The 15,655-nt window shown below is 60.5% G+C and carries 11 protein-coding genes, 1 tRNA gene and 1 pseudogene; 9 read left to right on the top strand and 4 right to left on the bottom strand.

Going from position 1 to position 15,655, the window contains the following annotated elements:
- Positions 1–155: 155 nt before the first annotated feature.
- Complete coding sequence (locus C8K36_RS24905; protein ID WP_181319653.1) at positions 156–326, bottom strand: hypothetical protein; 171 nt, start codon at positions 324–326, stop codon at positions 156–158.
- A 679-nt stretch (positions 327–1,005) separates the two neighbouring features.
- Positions 1,006–1,076 (bottom strand) — tRNA-Gly (locus C8K36_RS20375).
- 146 nt (positions 1,077–1,222) lie between these two features.
- Here C8K36_RS20375 and dcd point away from each other — a divergent pair.
- The 9 genes from dcd (at position 1,223) to C8K36_RS20335 (ending at position 12,501) form a co-directional block, all read left to right on the top strand.
- Entirely contained in the window at positions 1,223–1,810 is a 588-nt protein-coding gene (gene dcd / locus C8K36_RS20370; protein WP_107986356.1) for a dCTP deaminase, read from the top strand.
- Positions 1,811–2,583: 773 nt separating this feature from the next.
- Positions 2,584–4,074 carry a sugar transferase gene (locus tag C8K36_RS20365; RefSeq protein ID WP_420910919.1) on the top strand — a complete coding sequence of 497 codons (1,491 nt, stop codon included), beginning with the start codon at positions 2,584–2,586 and terminating at the stop codon, positions 4,072–4,074.
- A 194-nt stretch (positions 4,075–4,268) separates the two neighbouring features.
- A complete protein-coding gene (locus C8K36_RS20360) occupies positions 4,269–5,186 on the top strand; it encodes a glycosyltransferase (RefSeq protein WP_258195517.1) in 918 nt (305 codons plus the stop codon).
- A 127-nt stretch (positions 5,187–5,313) separates the two neighbouring features.
- A complete protein-coding gene (locus tag C8K36_RS20355; protein ID WP_181319652.1) occupies positions 5,314–6,174 on the top strand; it encodes a glycosyltransferase in 861 nt (286 codons plus the stop codon).
- Positions 6,167–7,204 (top strand): nitroreductase family protein, encoded by a 1,038-nt coding sequence (locus tag C8K36_RS20350; RefSeq protein ID WP_107986350.1) that lies wholly within the window; start codon positions 6,167–6,169, stop codon positions 7,202–7,204. The genes C8K36_RS20355 and C8K36_RS20350 overlap by 8 nt, the downstream gene beginning before the upstream one ends.
- Positions 7,201–8,577 (top strand): hypothetical protein, encoded by a 1,377-nt coding sequence (locus C8K36_RS24605; RefSeq protein ID WP_146176516.1) that lies wholly within the window; start codon positions 7,201–7,203, stop codon positions 8,575–8,577. Before C8K36_RS20350 ends, C8K36_RS24605 begins: the two co-directional genes overlap by 4 nt.
- 137 nt (positions 8,578–8,714) lie before the next feature.
- The gene (locus C8K36_RS20345; protein ID WP_146176515.1) at positions 8,715–9,842 is read left to right on the top strand and encodes a hypothetical protein; all 1,128 of its coding nucleotides are present in this window, start codon (positions 8,715–8,717) and stop codon (positions 9,840–9,842) included.
- Entirely contained in the window at positions 9,835–11,073 is a 1,239-nt protein-coding gene (locus tag C8K36_RS20340; RefSeq protein WP_146176514.1) for a polysaccharide pyruvyl transferase family protein, read from the top strand. The genes C8K36_RS20345 and C8K36_RS20340 overlap by 8 nt, the downstream gene beginning before the upstream one ends.
- 108 nt (positions 11,074–11,181) lie before the next feature.
- The gene (locus tag C8K36_RS20335; protein ID WP_107986346.1) at positions 11,182–12,501 is read left to right on the top strand and encodes a UDP-glucose dehydrogenase family protein; all 1,320 of its coding nucleotides are present in this window, start codon (positions 11,182–11,184) and stop codon (positions 12,499–12,501) included.
- Between the two features lie 23 nt (positions 12,502–12,524).
- Here the strand turns inward: C8K36_RS20335 and C8K36_RS20330 are convergent.
- A pseudogene (locus C8K36_RS20330) lies at positions 12,525–13,491 on the bottom strand (IS481 family transposase).
- Positions 13,492–13,673: 182 nt separating this feature from the next.
- Positions 13,674–15,521 carry a DUF4012 domain-containing protein gene (locus C8K36_RS20325; RefSeq protein WP_420910918.1) on the bottom strand — a complete coding sequence of 616 codons (1,848 nt, stop codon included), beginning with the start codon at positions 15,519–15,521 and terminating at the stop codon, positions 13,674–13,676.
- Positions 15,522–15,655: the final 134 nt, after the last annotated feature.

Below are 15,655 nucleotides of genomic sequence, written 5' to 3'. Positions count from 1 at the left end.
CGCGAATGCGTCGACCAGATTCGCGGACGACGTGGATTCGCCCCCGCGCGCTTCACGATTGAGCCTCGTGATTGGCCGGACGTTACCAGAACGAATGGTTGCCTTCGAGGTGTTGGCCGTAAATGGTACGAATGCCCCCAAATGTCGGGAGACGGTCACGACCTGGCCCGAAGCGTCGGTGTGGGCGTCGCGGACGGAAGTTTCGACGTCCCGATACTGGTGACTGCTTCGACGGGCACATACCGAGTGACGTAGTCGTGGTCCACGTGCTCCGCCCGGTACCCGATCGCCTCGTAGAGCGCCGCGGCGGTGAGCAGCCCGACCACGATGAGTCCCCAGAATCCGACTTCGTTCCGAGCGCTTGCCGGCAGAGCTTTTAGACGCCGTACGGGTTGACGGTGACGCCTACCCATGGTGGGAATCCTTCGGCGTTGGCGTTGGATTGGCCGCCCGACCGCCGAGCGGTCCGGTCGACCGGTTCTCGTCGCTCGTGCCCGCCCGTTCCTGTTCTGTCGCAGGAAGCGGCTTCGCATTAGCGCTGCACAGTGTGATCTGCATCGTGCCGAGAGCGAGTGCGAGAAGTGCGGCCGCCCCGAGTGGGATGGCGATGTCGCGCTGCCCTTCCGCGGAGACGGAGATGGCGGCGACGGTGCTCGCGCCTGCAACGGTTGCGAGGTAGTGGATCGGGAGGCGGCATAAGCGCTTTGCGTCCCTTCGGCGTGCGGTCACCTCGGGATTATCGCTACCGATGCGTGAAACCGGCTAATCGGTTGGTTTCTGAATCGATCACGAGGCGGAACTGGTGTGGAGCCGCGCGACGTGCACTTCCGTATGGCGCTTGGGTTCAGATGCAGTCGCGCTAGCCGCGCTACAGCCACAAGACGTCGCGTTCCCGCCGGCAGTGGAAAGTCCTGGGCTGCGCCAAGCTCGGTGCTGCGGTCCAGGGGGAGCAATCCTCGATCGGGATGTCGTCGACGCCATCACGTGCGGTGATTCGACAAGTTGAGCCGATGACGGGAATCGAACCCGCGTATTCAGCTTGGGAAGCTGATGTTCTACCATTGAACTACATCGGCGCGCATGGATTTCCACTGTTCGAGGGGATTTATCCTGCAGGCGGCAACTCTAGCAGACGGGCTGCATCCGTGAGCCGCGTCCGTAGTCGCCGTGTCGTCCGGCGAGGCCTGTGTCGCGCCCAGTTTCGACCCGGTAGCCTCTTGCTGTGCTGCTCTCAGATCGTGACATCCGTGCCGAGCGTTCCGCCGGGCGACTGGGTATCGACCCATTCGATCCCGGGGCGGTACAGCCCTCCAGCGTAGATGTGCGACTCGACGGACTGTTCCGTGTCTTCGACAACACGAAGTACACCCATATCGATCCTGCTCTGCGCCAGGACGAGTTGACGTCGCTCGTCGAGCCGGCCGCGGGGGAGCCGTTCGTTCTACATCCGGGCGAGTTCGTGCTGGGTTCCACTCTCGAGGTGTGCTCACTGCCTGACGACCTCGCTGGCCGCCTCGAGGGGAAGTCCAGCCTCGGCCGATTGGGGCTACTGACGCACTCGACCGCGGGCTTCATCGATCCGGGATTCAGCGGGCACATCACGCTCGAACTGTCCAATGTCGCGAACCTGCCGATCACGCTGTGGCCGGGGATGAAGATCGGGCAGTTGTGCCTGTTCCGCCTCAGCAGTGCCGCTGAGAACCCTTACGGCAGCACCGCAGCCGGCTCGAAGTATCAGGGGCAGCGGGGCCCCACGCCGTCACGCGCCTACCTGAACTTCCCCAGGCATCCCGGCGGGCTCGCCGGCTGAGCTTTCAACGCGCGGCGCCCGCATGATCTCGCCCTCGCGTAGTTGAAAGATGAAGCGGCTGCGCGATTGTCAAGCCTTGTGTCTTTTATCACACCGACGAGTCGGTTTTGTGGTCCAAGTGGCGGGGATGCACTGCCATAGCAGGCCGAGAGGCTGTCCCCTGGGGCGCCTGCGGCTCGGGTCGTTTGGCCTGAATCGGACACCTGAAACGTTCAAGAAGTCCGACCAGTCTTCATGATTCGGCCCGTCCATCTGGTTGCTTCGAAATGTATTTGCAGGTCCCGCCGGTTACCCGCGAGTAGTGCTGCCGAGCGGTGTCGGTCACGCGCTTCGTAGCCTGGCGCGTTACCGATCGGGACCCACGGCCCCCGCTTCTGAGCTGGACATTTGTTCAGCAAACGGTAGCTTGCGAAATCGCATGAGCAAGCAGAGTGAAGTACCTCGTTCGTCCGAGTCGTGAGCGCCTCCAACCCGTGCTACAACGATTGCTGCAGCTACCGGAACGGTCAATTCACGCTTCGGAAGCGCACCCCGGAGTGGTGGACGCGGATCAGACCCGGAGGTCCTGTTCAAGCGAAGTGTCCAGTACGGTCAATCGGTCGATCAAGCGCTCAGTGCGGTGGTCGATCGAAGGGGTGGATGTAGTGGGGATGCCTTCGGGGGGCAACTCATGGTGATCGACCCGTCGGGGGTCATAGCTAAGTCTGTGCACGGGTGATGGAGGTGGAGGAGTGACGGCGACGTATTCCCTGGAAACGGGAGCGGGGGACAATATCGAGGCTGATTCACGGCTTCGATTGGTCGACCCCGCTGACTCGCAACATAGTTCACGTAGTGAGTGGCAGCGCCGCTACGTCGCCAGCCTGTGGCTGGCCGACGCACTCATTGTCGGGGTGGCCGTGGGTTTGGCACAGTTGGCGCGGTTCGGAACCGAGGCCCGAGAGGTGGCGACAGCGGCGATTTCCGGCATGAGCTACACCGCGGCCTCGGTGGCCCTGGTGGTGTTGTGGCTGTCGATGCTGACGATCCACAGGACGCGGTCCGCCCGCGTGATCGGGGACGGCGCCGAGGAGTACCGGCGCATCGCGGTCGCGACCTTCCAGCTGTTCGGGATCGTCGCGATCGTCAGCTTGTTGTTCCGGCTCGAGATCGCGCGCGGTTATCTGGCCATCGCATTTCCGGTCGGCTTGCTGAGTCTGCTTACAGCCCGATGGCTGATTCGGAAAGTGGTGGCGCGACAGCGATCGCGTGGCAAGTGCAGTACGTCGGTACTAGTGGTGGGCAGCCGTCACTCGGTTCTGACGATGACGCGCAGCTTTGGGCGCCATGTGGGTGCGGGCTTCCGGGTGGCGGGAGTGTGCCTCCCGGGGCCCGGATACGTGGACGGCGACAGCGTGGTGGTGGACGGGCGCGAGATCCCGGTGCTCGGGGACGAGCACTCGGTGGTCGATGCACTCCGGCGGTGCGGCGCCGATACCGTGGTGGTGACCGCCACCGAGCAGCTGGGGCACGAGGGCATTCGCAGCCTGGTGTGGGAACTCGAGCCGTACGACGTCGACCTGGTGGTGGCGCCGGGCGTGGTGGACGTGGCAGGGCCTCGCCTGGTGATGCGACCGGTGGCGGGCTTCCCGTTGATCCATGTAGAGAAGCCCCGCTATCACGGTGCCAAGCGGTTCGGAAAGTCCGCGTTTGATCTCTGCTTCTCGGTCGCGGCGTTGGCCGCGGTGTCGCCGATCATGCTCGCGATCGCTGTTGCGGTGAAGACCACCAGCAAGGGGCCGGTGCTATACAAGTCGGAGCGGATCGGGTTGGACGGCAAGCCGTTCCAGATGCTCAAGTTCCGCACCATGGTGGACGGCGCCGACAAGAAGGTGGCTGCGCTCCTCGGCGAAAACGAGGGCGCGGGCGTGCTGTTCAAGATGAAGCACGACCCGCGGATCACACCGGTTGGCAGGTTCCTCCGCAAGTTCAGCCTGGACGAGTTGCCGCAGTTCCTGAATGTCCTTCGACGCGAGATGAGCGTAGTGGGACCGCGTCCTCCGCTGCGCCGCGAAGTCGAGGCGTACGACGGTGAGGTGCGGCGCCGGCTACTCGTCAAGCCGGGGCTCACTGGGCTGTGGCAGGTCAGTGGCCGCAGCGATCTGTCCTGGGATGAGACTGTGCGACTCGACCTTTCGTATGTAGAAAATTGGTCGATGATGCAAGACATTCTGATCGTGGGCAAGACAGTGCGCGCAGTAACCGCTGGCAGTGGGGCCTACTAGGCGGTATCCGGTCTTCCCAGTTATGTCGAATCCTACGTCGACATACCCGACCGCGCATCAAAAAACTAAGCAGTCGTTTCCTGTAAGAAATGGGCATGTGAATGAGTACAAGAGGTCCGCTGCGATCACCAGGCACCGCGAGCGAGAATAGCGGCCATGCGGGTAGCCCCCCACAGCAAGGTGTGAGGCGCCTGGTGCTTGCCGCCTCGACGGGTGGCCACCTAGCTCAACTTGTGAGATTAGCCCCGACGCTGAATGCATCTGACGATTCGCTTTGGGTTACCTTCGATTCCGAGCAGAGCCGATCGCTGTTGGCCGGTAAGAACACGCTTTTGGTTCCATACATTGCGCCGCGCGACTGGCGCGGCGTTTTTTCCGCATATGGCGCGATTTGTAAAGCATTGAAGTATGAGTCGGATGTTTATGATGGCGCCTTCAGTACGGGAGCAGCGCTTGCTTTGGCTGCGCTGCCGGCCGCCCGGCGGAATGGAATTAAGGCCTGCTATATCGAGAGCGTATCAAGGACGCAGGGCCCCTCGGTAAGTGGCCGGATTCTCGAGTACTCGAGGCTCGTCGAGCTGCGTGCCCAGCACCCCGGCTGGGCAACCGGCAGATGGAGTTACCAGGGTAGTGTGATGAATGCCTTTACCTCGTCTGCAGGGGTGGCGGGTACCGGAACCCCCCGTATATTTGTGACCCTCGGAACAATCAGGCCATATCGCTTTGACGCGATGGTTGACGCAGTGCTGGCGACGGGGCTGGCCAACGAGTCAACCACGTGGCAACTAGGCTGTACGCGCCGAAACCAACTACCAGGACGCGTGACTGAGTCGATTCCTGATGATGAGTTTGCTGCACTCATCGCGGAGTCGGACGTGGTTATAACCCATAGCGGAGTAGGCACCATCCTAAAGATTCTAGAAATGGGCAAGCATCCAATCGTAATTCCTCGACGTAGCCATCGAAATGAACATGTGGACGACCATCAAAGTCAAATAGCCGACTTGGTGCACCACAACGGTGTCGCCACAGCCGTCGAAGTCGACCAACTGACACCCGACATGATTGTGGCAGCCAGCGGCCGACGCGTAGCGCCCCGAGAGACGAGCTGAGATGTTTATTAGCTGGATTCGACATCACGGACGCAGTGAGTCGCTGGCTCGCGAACTAGGACTCCCCGCTGTCTTCCTGTCTGAAGAAGCATCCCAAAAGTCCCTACCCGGACGCTATTGGCGAGCTGTGTTCGAAACACGCGAGGCCCTAAACCGGTACAAGCCGGACGTTATTTACTTGATGTTGCCGCCGGCTCCAGCGCTCCTGGCGGTGCTCTTGTTCAAGTCGAAAAAGTCTCGCCTCGTTGCGGACTTGCACACAGGGTACTTCAGCGATCCCAAGTGGTCGTGGTTCACCAAAGTCGGCTTGAGAATGATGCGAAATGCAACAGTCCTCGTTACTAATCAGCCCCTCCAGGAGCAATGCGCGGCGCAAGGAGTTCGTGCAATAGTGATGCACGACGTCCTTACGCGAGGCTACGCTGATGACGACACGAGTCGGAACGATGTCATCCTCTGCCCACTGAGTTACGCAAACGACGAACCAGTCGCCGAGATTCTTGAGGCTGCACGCCGGTGTTCCGGTCTCGATTTCGTGCTAACCGGTACAGCGCCGAAATCGGTACAAGCACAAGCCCCGCACAATGTCCGGTTTTCCGGCCACGTCTCCTCAGCCGAATACGAGGATCTTATGGCCAACTCGCTTCTCGTCGTCGCGATGACCAATCGAGACCATACAATGCAGCGCGCTGGCTACGAAGCACTAATGGCCGGTAAACCTCAGGTAACGGCTGACTTTCCGGTGTTGCGCGACTATCTCGGAAATTCAGCGCTCTATGCTCGCCCTGACAGTCCGGACAGTCTTGCCGAGAAAATTCAGACTATCGCTTCGGATGCTGATAAGTATCGAACTGCTGCCCGCCGCGTCCTCATGGACCGGATAGCAGAACAGGCCACGACGTTAGCGGCACTGCGGAGTCTCGCGCAATGTCCGCCCGCTGACGGTGGAACCAATCGATGCTCAGAACGGGGTGCCCAGAATGCATAACGCGTTGGTAAGAGCGCGAAATGCCGCGAAGCAGGTGCGGCTTGTGCAACGGGTGCGTACGGAATGGCTGCTCCTCACCTCGTACCACTATGATGCGCAGCGCTTCCGGAGAAATTCGGGGGTCGTTTCGAGAAGCCGGGCTGAGGTGCTCGAAGCAAATATCGTCATGGACTACCATCGGGTTGAAAAGGGGCTAACCCTGCCCGAACCACGCGCATGGTTCGGGCAGGAGACGGTTGAAAGGCTCGTTGCAAACTGTAGGCAGTATGCGGCGAGCCCCGATCACGATCCTCGCACGGTCACAGCGGCCGTCGGAGCGCTTCTGCAGTACGAGGAGGCCTTCGATGATGTTGGTCCCACTCCTCAGTGGTGGGCGGGCCTGGGCGACATCGTGAGTGAATTTAAAGCCCGCATCGATCCAGACCGTCACGTGCTGGGAGGCACCGAACCAGCGTTTGATCGCGTCGCGCGCCACATAGACTCTCAGGGGCACCAGTTCGAGGCTATTGCGCGATCGCGAAGCAGCGTCAGGAATTTTGGCCCTGAAACCGTCGACAACGCGACGATCCACGCGTGTGTGGGTACTGCGCAGACGTCGCCCAGCGTATGCAACAGGCAGGCGGCGCGCGTGCGTTCCTACCCGAGAGGTGAGGCTGCTACTGCAGTCCTCGCCTTGCAAAACGGGAACCGGGGGTTTGGAAACACGGCAAGCCACGTCCTCCTCGTCACCGCCGACCTGACGGCCTTCCTTACGCCGGGTGAGCGAAATCAGGCCTACATCGACGGCGGAATGTTTGCCATGACACTTGTCTATGCGCTGCATGACAGCGGAGTCGATTCATGCTGCCTAAATTGGAGCACTGTACGCAGCCAGGACCGGAAGCTGAGAAAGCTGCTAAATTTGCCCGAGGAAGAAGTCGTCATGATGATGATCGCTATCGGGTTCGCCTCAGAGCGATCGTCTGTGACCAAATCCCCGCAGCGGGCCGTAAACCGCGTCTATCTAAACCCGGCATCGTCTGACCTATGAACACGCCGAAAGAAGCGCCCCAAGACCCCGTCAGTATTGGCGTACTGCCGGTGGCCGGGCCCGTCTCAGGTCTGACGTTGAAGATTCTGGCGGTTTGCTTTGCTCTCATCCCGACGCTGGCAGGAACTCGTCGGGGTCTCGTAGTCCCGGTGTTTCGGGTATCAGAAGCGCTCGCAGTCCTCGTCCTGGCAATAGTCTTTATTACTTTCAACAAGCGAATGGTTATTGGAGGGGCGGTCTTCTGGTCGCTTCTAGGCTATGCCAGCGTCGTGTCTGTAATGACCGCGTACAATTGTATTTACCGTACAGACTTGGGTATCTCCGACTTTATATACAACGGGCTGGGGCCACTGACGCTACTATTGATCTACGTTTCAGCGAGCGCGTGTAGCGGCGTGACTGGGCTCCTGCAACGGGCATGCCGGTATCTGTTGATTTTCTCAAGCGTTATGGGCCTCCTGGCGGTCCTGCAGGGGCTCGGCGTGCAGAGTGCTCGCAACTTTGCAAGCTACATGACTGGAAACGCGAGTATCGCCAATCCGATTTCTTGGAAAATTCCACGGAGCGTCGGAGTGTTCAACTCCTGGCATGCTTATGCCGGCTACGCTGGGCTATGCGTGGTGATTGGAATTGCTTGCCTGGTGCATAAAGTCCCAATTTTCAAACGGCGGTCCTTGCTTGTTCTTTCTGTGATCGCAAACGGGCTCGGTCTACTTTCGAGTCTCACAATCGGTGTAATTGTCCTCGTCTGCGTAATCTCGATTTACTTTACGGTCCGCTATGGGCGTAAGATCTACCTGCTTTTCGGACTAGCGGCCGGGTACCTTTTTGTAACTGGGACGAGTATATCCACGAGCGCTTCAGAGCGGGCCGTTAGACAAGAATCGACGACCGGGCAGTATGATTTTCTCCCTCAAACCGTTGCATTCCGTCTCGAACTGTGGGCAAGGGACTTCCTCCCGCTCGTGAAGGGACACTTGTTTACTGGATATGGTCCGATCGGAGCAGCGGACAGGACATTCGCGTACGTTGAATCGATGTACATCCTTGTACTACTACTTGCGGGGATCCCGGCTCTTGTCGCTTTCATACTAGTGATGAGTTCATCGCTTCGGGCATCTTACGGACTATATCGGTTTGCGGGCGCAGATTCGCTTCGATCTTCCATCGCGGAGGCGCTACTGCTTTTCTTGGCAGGGCTATCGGTGCTGATGTTTATTCATCCCTACATGAATGACGCCGGGGCTTCTCAGCTGAGTTTTGTGATATTGGGGTTGCTTGGAGTTTCGGCAAAGAGCGTCCCAGCGGCACGCGGCGCCGGCTCGCTGGTTCGGTCCCATCAGGATCGCCGGTTTGCGGCAAAGCGGAACTGAAGGGGCGAAGATTGGTGAAGCTATTTCGCGTAGTGCGGCGATTGGGGTGGTCCGTAGGTACGCAAGTGGCGTCGAGTGCGTCGAATTTTATCTTTAGTGTTCTGATCGCCAGAGCCCTGGATACAAGCATCCTCGGCATGTTTGCCACGCTGATGGCGATATACAGCGTCGTCGTCGGGATTGGCCGAGCTTTTACGAGCGAGCCGATGATTTTCAACGAAAGTTCCGTTGCCGGACACAAGGGGCGGATGCGATCAACCGCGAATCTCTCCACAAACATGGTATTGGGACTGTTTTTCGGGGTTATCGTATTTCTGGTCGCGATCATTCTCTCCCGTGATGTGCTTCTCTCGGTCGTCTTCGCCAGCGCCATGCCGCTTGTGTTGATCCAGGACGGTCTGCGGTACGTCATGATCGATGAGGGTGCTCCGAAATGGGCATTCGCTTCTGAGGTCCTATGGCTCGCGGTTCAAGTGCCACTGATGATTCTTATCGCGTCGCAGCGATCTCTGACAGAATTCATTATCTGTTGGGAGGTGGGTGCTGCAGCAAGTGTTCTAGTCGGTGTGTGGCGGACTGGGGCTCGCTTCGCGATTGGCTCGTGTGTTGCTTGGCTGAAGGACGGTTACCGCGTTGGATTTGTGTACGCGGTCGACTTTATGCTTAGTAGTGGAATCAACCAATTAACAGTGTTTGTTCTGGTGATTACTGGCGGGTTCCAGGCTTCCGGCGATCTTCGCGCCGCCCAGATTCTTTTGATGCCCATTATGGTATTTACGCTTGGTGTGAGTTTCGCGCTCAGTCCTGAGGTAACTCGGTTTGCTCGTCAAGGAAGCAAAAGAGGATTGCAGCTGGTTGCAGCGGGATATGGAGCAGGCGTCACGGCCTTGTCCGTGGGGTGGGTTCTGGCGGTCGGACTCCTGCCGTCCTCGGTTGTGAGTGCCATGCTGGGAGAGTCTGCTGTCGGCGGACTTGACACTCTCCCGTTCGCTGCGGGAGCGGTGTGCCTGTTGGGAATCAGCGTCGGGCCGGGGTTGGCCTTGCGTGCGATCGGAAAAGTGAAGAACTCGATGTACATCAAGGCCGTCATGGCGCCTATTACGCTTGTTTTCGTTGCGATCGGTTCCGCAGGCTATGGCGCTGGTGGTTCTCAGGTTGGGCTGATGATCGGAAACTCCATCCGATCAGTTTCTTCATGGCTGCTGTTGTCTCGTTCGCTTTCGTCTTTTAGTCCCGAGGCAAGAAGGAGCTCTGAAAGTGTCTAGAATAATAGCGGCCCTCAAGGCTGCAGTCCGACACCCGGCATATGCGCACGCTGTCATCGCAACCGACAATGTCGTTGCGAGGGTTGCTGGTGTTCGGCGGCGCGGGTCTGGCTCGGGTGCGCGGTATTCGGTATGCATCGTGGCGCCGCCAGGCGATGGGAATATCGGGGACCAAGCACTGCTGGAGTCGGCGCTTGATAACACTTCAGAGTCTGTCGTGGTCATTGTGCGAAACCCCGCGGCGTTTTCGATCCCCGACAGGTTTAAGGAAAGGACTTCAGTTCTGGTCCTGAAGGATTTGCTTTACGGGAATCCCGTCGCGCGGCTGCGCGATGTGTGGGCCTTCTCGCGGACCGCGGAGTCCTCTCTGAACACATGGGTTATCGGCGCGGACACCATGGATGGCGCCTATAACCCGCGCGCCTCCGTCGCTCGGCTGTCGTGTGCTGCAATCGCGGCACGGCTCGGCTCGCAGGCGAGGGTCGTCGGGTTTAGTTGGAACGGTCACGCAGTGGAGTCAGCGACTGCGGCGTTGAGGCGGGTTCAAGATTCAGTTCAATTGACTGTTCGGGACCCGGTCTCCGTGGAGCGACTCCAGCGCATAGGCGTGGAAGAGCCGACAGCTGCCGCTGACCTTGTTTTCGCACGTATCGGTGGCGTCCCGGAGCATGCAGATGTGTTCGATTGGGTATCGCAGGAAGAGCGGACTGGCAGGCGCATTATGGTTGTGAATGTCAGCGCACTACTGCAAAGCGAATTTTCTCAGGCGGACGAGTATGCGGAATTTCTACGCAAATTTGATTCCGGTTCGTGGTCGTTTGTTTTCATTCCGCATGTGCGACGTCGTGGGAATGATGATTACGTCGCCCTATCGGAGGTGCTCGCCAAGTATAAACCGGCGAGTTGCTTCGTATTATCTGATCTGCTGTCCCCAGACCAAGTTTTTGCACTGGCTCGCCGGTCTACGTTGGTGGTCACTGGGCGCATGCATCTCGCGGTTCTCTCAATTCTCGCGGGGACTTACCCGGTTACGTTGGCCAGTCAGGGGAAGGTCGAGGGCTTGTACCGCCTTCTGAGCGAGGAGCGAATGTGCCTCAGTCCGGGGGAGGGGGTCGGCCTAAAGCTACTTGAGGTGTCGCAGGCCGTCATCCTTCAAGGGCTCGCGGAACGCGGAGTCGCGGAATCGGACCTTGACCGTCTGAGAGAAGCGGCGCTCCGGAATTTTGAGTAGCTTTCCTCGGCAGTCTTGGTGTTGCTTTGAGTGATGGCGCGAGACCTCGTTGGTGTACGACTTTCTTGGCTGAGTCAGCAATTGTGAATTTACCGTAAGGACGTATCGATGAAGATGTCAGTTTTTGGAACCGGTTACCTGGGTGCCACTCATGCTGCCTGCATGGCGGAACTCGGCCACGAAGTGCTTGGTGTCGATGTCGACCCCGCCAAGTTGGCGAAGCTCGAAGCGGGCGAAGTGCCGTTCTACGAGCCTGGCCTCGAGGAGGTGCTGCGGCGCAACATTGACGCCGGCCGCCTGCAGTTTACGTCCTCGTACGAGGAGGCAGCCGCTTTTGCTGACGTCCACTTCCTCGGCGTTGGTACACCACAGAAGAAGGGCGAGTATGCAGCGGATCTCCGCTACGTGGATGCGGTGATTGACACGTTGGCACCCCTTCTAACCGAGCCGGCGATCATCTTCGGCAAGTCAACCGTTCCGGTTGGCACCGCTGAACGCCTCGGCGCACGCGCCAGGGAGCTGGCACCTGCGGGCGATGGGGTTGAGGTCGCGTGGAATCCGGAGTTCCTTCGCGAGGGATTCGCCGTTCAAGACACGATTCACCCTGATCGTCTGGTGCTGGGTGTGGACCGCGATCGACCCGGCCGAGCGGAGTCCGTCGCCCGCGAGGTGTATGCGCAGCTCTTGGACGAGAGTATTCCCTTCCTCGTCACTGATCTCGCGACCGCAGAACTCGTCAAGGCCTCCGCGAACGCCTTCCTCGCTACGAAGATCTCGTTCATCAACGCGATATCCGAGGTGTGCGAGGCTGCCGGCGCTGACGTCACTGTGCTGGCCGACGCGATCGGACATGACGCGCGCATTGGGCGCCGGTTCCTCAACGCGGGTGTCGGTTTCGGCGGTGGCTGCTTGCCGAAGGACATCCGTGCCTTCATGGCGCGTGCTGGTGAACTGGGAGTGGACCAGGCTCTCACGTTCCTGCGGGAAGTCGACAACATCAATATGCGACGTCGCACGAGCATGGTGGAACTTGCCCGGGAGGCTTGTGGTTCGCTACTCGGCGCTCGAGTCGCGGTGCTGGGTGCGGCATTCAAGCCGGATTCTGACGATGTTCGAGATTCGCCAGCCCTGAATGTGGCCGGACAGATTCAGCTTCAAGGTGCGACCGTCAACATCTATGACCCAAAGGCGATGGACAACTCGCGCGCGCTCTTCCCGACGCTGACCTACGCAGGATCAGTTCGGGAGGCATGCGAGGAGGCAGACGTCATACTCGTATTGACCGAGTGGGCAGAGTTCCGCAAGCTGCAGCCTGAGGACTTGGCCGCGGTCGTGAGGAAGAAGGTTCTCATTGATGGGCGCAATTGCCTGGATCCGCTGGTCTGGCGGTCCGCCGGGTGGGCCTATAGGGGCCTCGGGCGCCCGTAGAAGGCAGTAGGTGTACCTGGCCATCAGGTTGGTGTCAGGCGGCTGATCGGTGGGAGTCCTCCGAGTGCGCTGTGGCGTCGTCGAGTGTTGTAGTACTCGAGCCAGGGTGCAAGTGCGTCGGCGCGATCGGTGTTGCTGGTAAAGACCTGACGGTAGGCCCACTCGGTTTGCAGGGTCCGGTTGAGGCGTTCGACCTTGCCGTTCTGCCACGGGCAGTGCGGTCTGATGAACTTCTGCTTGATCCCGTGTTCGGCGCAGACCGCGCGTAGGGACCATCGGTAGGCCCAGGCGTTGTCGGTCATCAACCGCTCGATTCTCGTGTTTCCGTGGTCCGCGAAGTAGTCGATCGCTCTGGTCAAGAAACCCGAACAGGTGGAGCCCTTTTCGTCCGGGAGGATCTCCGAGTAGGCGAGTCGGGAGTGGTCGTCGACGAGCGAGTGGACGTAGTCGAAACCGGTCCGGGTGCTGCGGTCGCGGGCTGTCGATCCGGCGACTCGTCCGTGCGCGCGCCATCCACCACCGTCGGGGATTCTGCCTAGCTTTACGGGCGTCCATGTGCACCAGTTCGCCGGGCCGCTCACGTTCGTAGCGCACGGCGGTGGTTTTCGACGTGCGGATCACCCGACCGGTCATCGGGTCCAAGTCCGCCAGGTGTGGCACCTGGTGGCGCCGCAGGACTCGCGAGACAGTGCGGGCCGGCACATCGAGTTCGGCTGCGAGCCAGTCCGGTCCGCGTCGCTCACGCACACGTAGCTCGACGATCTGGTCCTCGATGGCGGGCGAGGTTCGGGTCGGCATGGTGTGCGGGCGGGAGGGCCGATCGTGCAAACCTGCTTCGCCTTCTGCTGCGTAGCGGGCCACCCACGTCGACACGCACTTCCGGGATATCCCCATTGCGCTGGCGATATGCGCTTTCGGCCAGCCATCTCGGTAGCGCTCGACGATGAGCATTCTCCCGAGATATGTGGTTCGGGCATTACGGTGGGACACGAGAACCTCCGAGCGGATGTGGGCCTTAGACAAGCCACACCCCACTCGGAGGTTCTCTTCACATCAAGTCGACACGCCCGCTACCAACGTCCTGACCGGGTACAGCTAGGCGGCTTCCTGGCGCCGCACCTAGCGTGCGGCACCAGGCAATCGCGTTGAGACTGGGTCGTATGTGTCTTCGCCTAGGGGGCGATTCTGCACGTCGACACATCGATGCTGGTCTTTGCCGAATCGACCAATGCCTGGACCGGCACCCGCGCCTCACCCGCGGCCACAGGCTCAGTCAGCTCGTACTTCACTTCGATCGTCTGTCCCTGTCGCACCTGTGTCTGGATGTCGAAGACGGGGTGTCCGCGCTCGGCTCCGGTGAAGGCAAAAGCAGGCTTGCCGTCGACGGTCACTTTGTTCAGCTTGGCGCCCTGGGTGGCGATGAGCGACAGGTTGGTGAGATTGGTACCCGCTGGGGCACCGGCCGGGTTGTCGAACATTCCCGCAACGTATTTGGTGTAGTCGCCGGGCGGCAGGGTGTTGGTGAGGCGGACGGTGACGGTCGACTGTCGGGTATCGCCCACGCATCTTTCTGCCGTGTAGTCGATTTCCCGTTCCAGGTAGTAGTCCAGCTTGTTGCCACCCAGATTGTTGATCACCAGGCCGGCGTACGGTGCGGGATCATCCGGAACTGTGTGGCCCAGAACCGTTCCTTCGAGAACTCGCTGCTCCTCTGGATTCGAGCTCCATACAGCGATCCGTCGTTCGCTAGCCGCCTGCCCCAACGCCTCCAGCAGCGCCTTTGGGTTCGAGATCTTGCCGGTCATGCGCTCAACAACCTTGCCGGCAATGGTCTGCAGGTACGCCTTGCGGGCATTGTTGTCGTTCGCGAAACGCGAATACGCTGTGGACTCCGTCAGTTCCACGACGTTGTCGGCTGTGACCTTCTCGCCGTCCGGCATCGTCACCGGCCCCACCACATCCAGGATGTAGCTGAGCGCCACCGGATCCGTGGCGATGACGCCGTCCACCTGCTCACCCGATTCCTGCGCCCACAGCGACTGCCAGATCTGTGCCGCGTACGGAAAGTGCGAGCTGACGTTGCTGTTGCGGAAATCGGTGGTCGGACGGCTGATTCCGTACTGCTTCTCGAAATCCGGACCCAGGTCGATGGGCTTCTTGTCGTTGATCGAAAGTTCCTTGTTGCTGCCCAGATCCTCCACGCGAACCGCGCCGTCCACGGCGCGCAGTTCACCGAAGCCGCCTAACAGCCCGCCCGTGCCGCGGGCCTCCGCGTTGGTCTGGAACCCCACGAAGTAGGTGCGGGGCCCGTCGGCGCCCATCATCGACGGCACGATCTGCGCTGCGGTGGAGACGTTTCCAAGCAGTTGGGACAGCTCGGCGGTCTGCTCCTGTAGTTGAATCCGAGCGGAGTCGACAGCGCCCAGGAACGTGCTGTCGACGGCGTCGGCCTGTGCGGCCAATGCGGCTGCCGCGGCCGCGGAATCGGCCAGTGCGGGGGACGCCTCGCGCAGCGGGGCCAGATCGATCCGGGCGCCGTCGCGAACCAGTCGATCGGGAGCGATCACCGAACCAGCCTGCACCGCCGGGGCGAGTACTTCGTCGGTGAGTCCGCGTACCACGTCGGTGATCTGACGTGTCGTCTCGAGGGGCCCGCCCAGCCACGGAACGGCTGCGGCGGCCCGCCAGTTCAGCGACTCGGTTGCGTCCTGCGCACGGCCGGCGTACTTCGCGGCGTCACCGGCCGCGGTCGCCGCCTGCGCGGAGTTACCGGCCAGTAGTGCATCTTTCGTCGTTGTCGCGTGGTCCCGCGCCCGCTCGAGGTTCGACTTCGCTTGCATTGCCTCGTAGGCCACGAAGCCGCCCCACGCGGCGATCACCGCGACCGCGCACGAGGTGCCGATCACGATGCGGCGTCGGCGCTTTCGCACGGAGCGTGGTTGCGAGCTTCGCCGACGTCGACGGTTCTCGGGTGGAGTCCCGGCATCCGGCGAGGTCGAAGCGGTGCCATCGGAATCGATCTGGGCCACGAGACGAATCCCCCTATTGGTCGTGGTGGATGGTTCAGCGTATCCGGATTCAATTTGGGCGACCGCCCAAGTGGTGAGCTTCGATGGGGCACAGTAAGTTGTGAGGTGCCCGGATCCGGACCAAT

The sequence above is a fragment of the Rhodococcus sp. OK519 genome (assembly GCF_003051005.1).
Classification (GTDB): Bacteria; Actinomycetota; Actinomycetes; order Mycobacteriales; family Mycobacteriaceae; genus Prescottella.
This window is presented reverse-complemented; position numbering and strand designations above follow the sequence as displayed.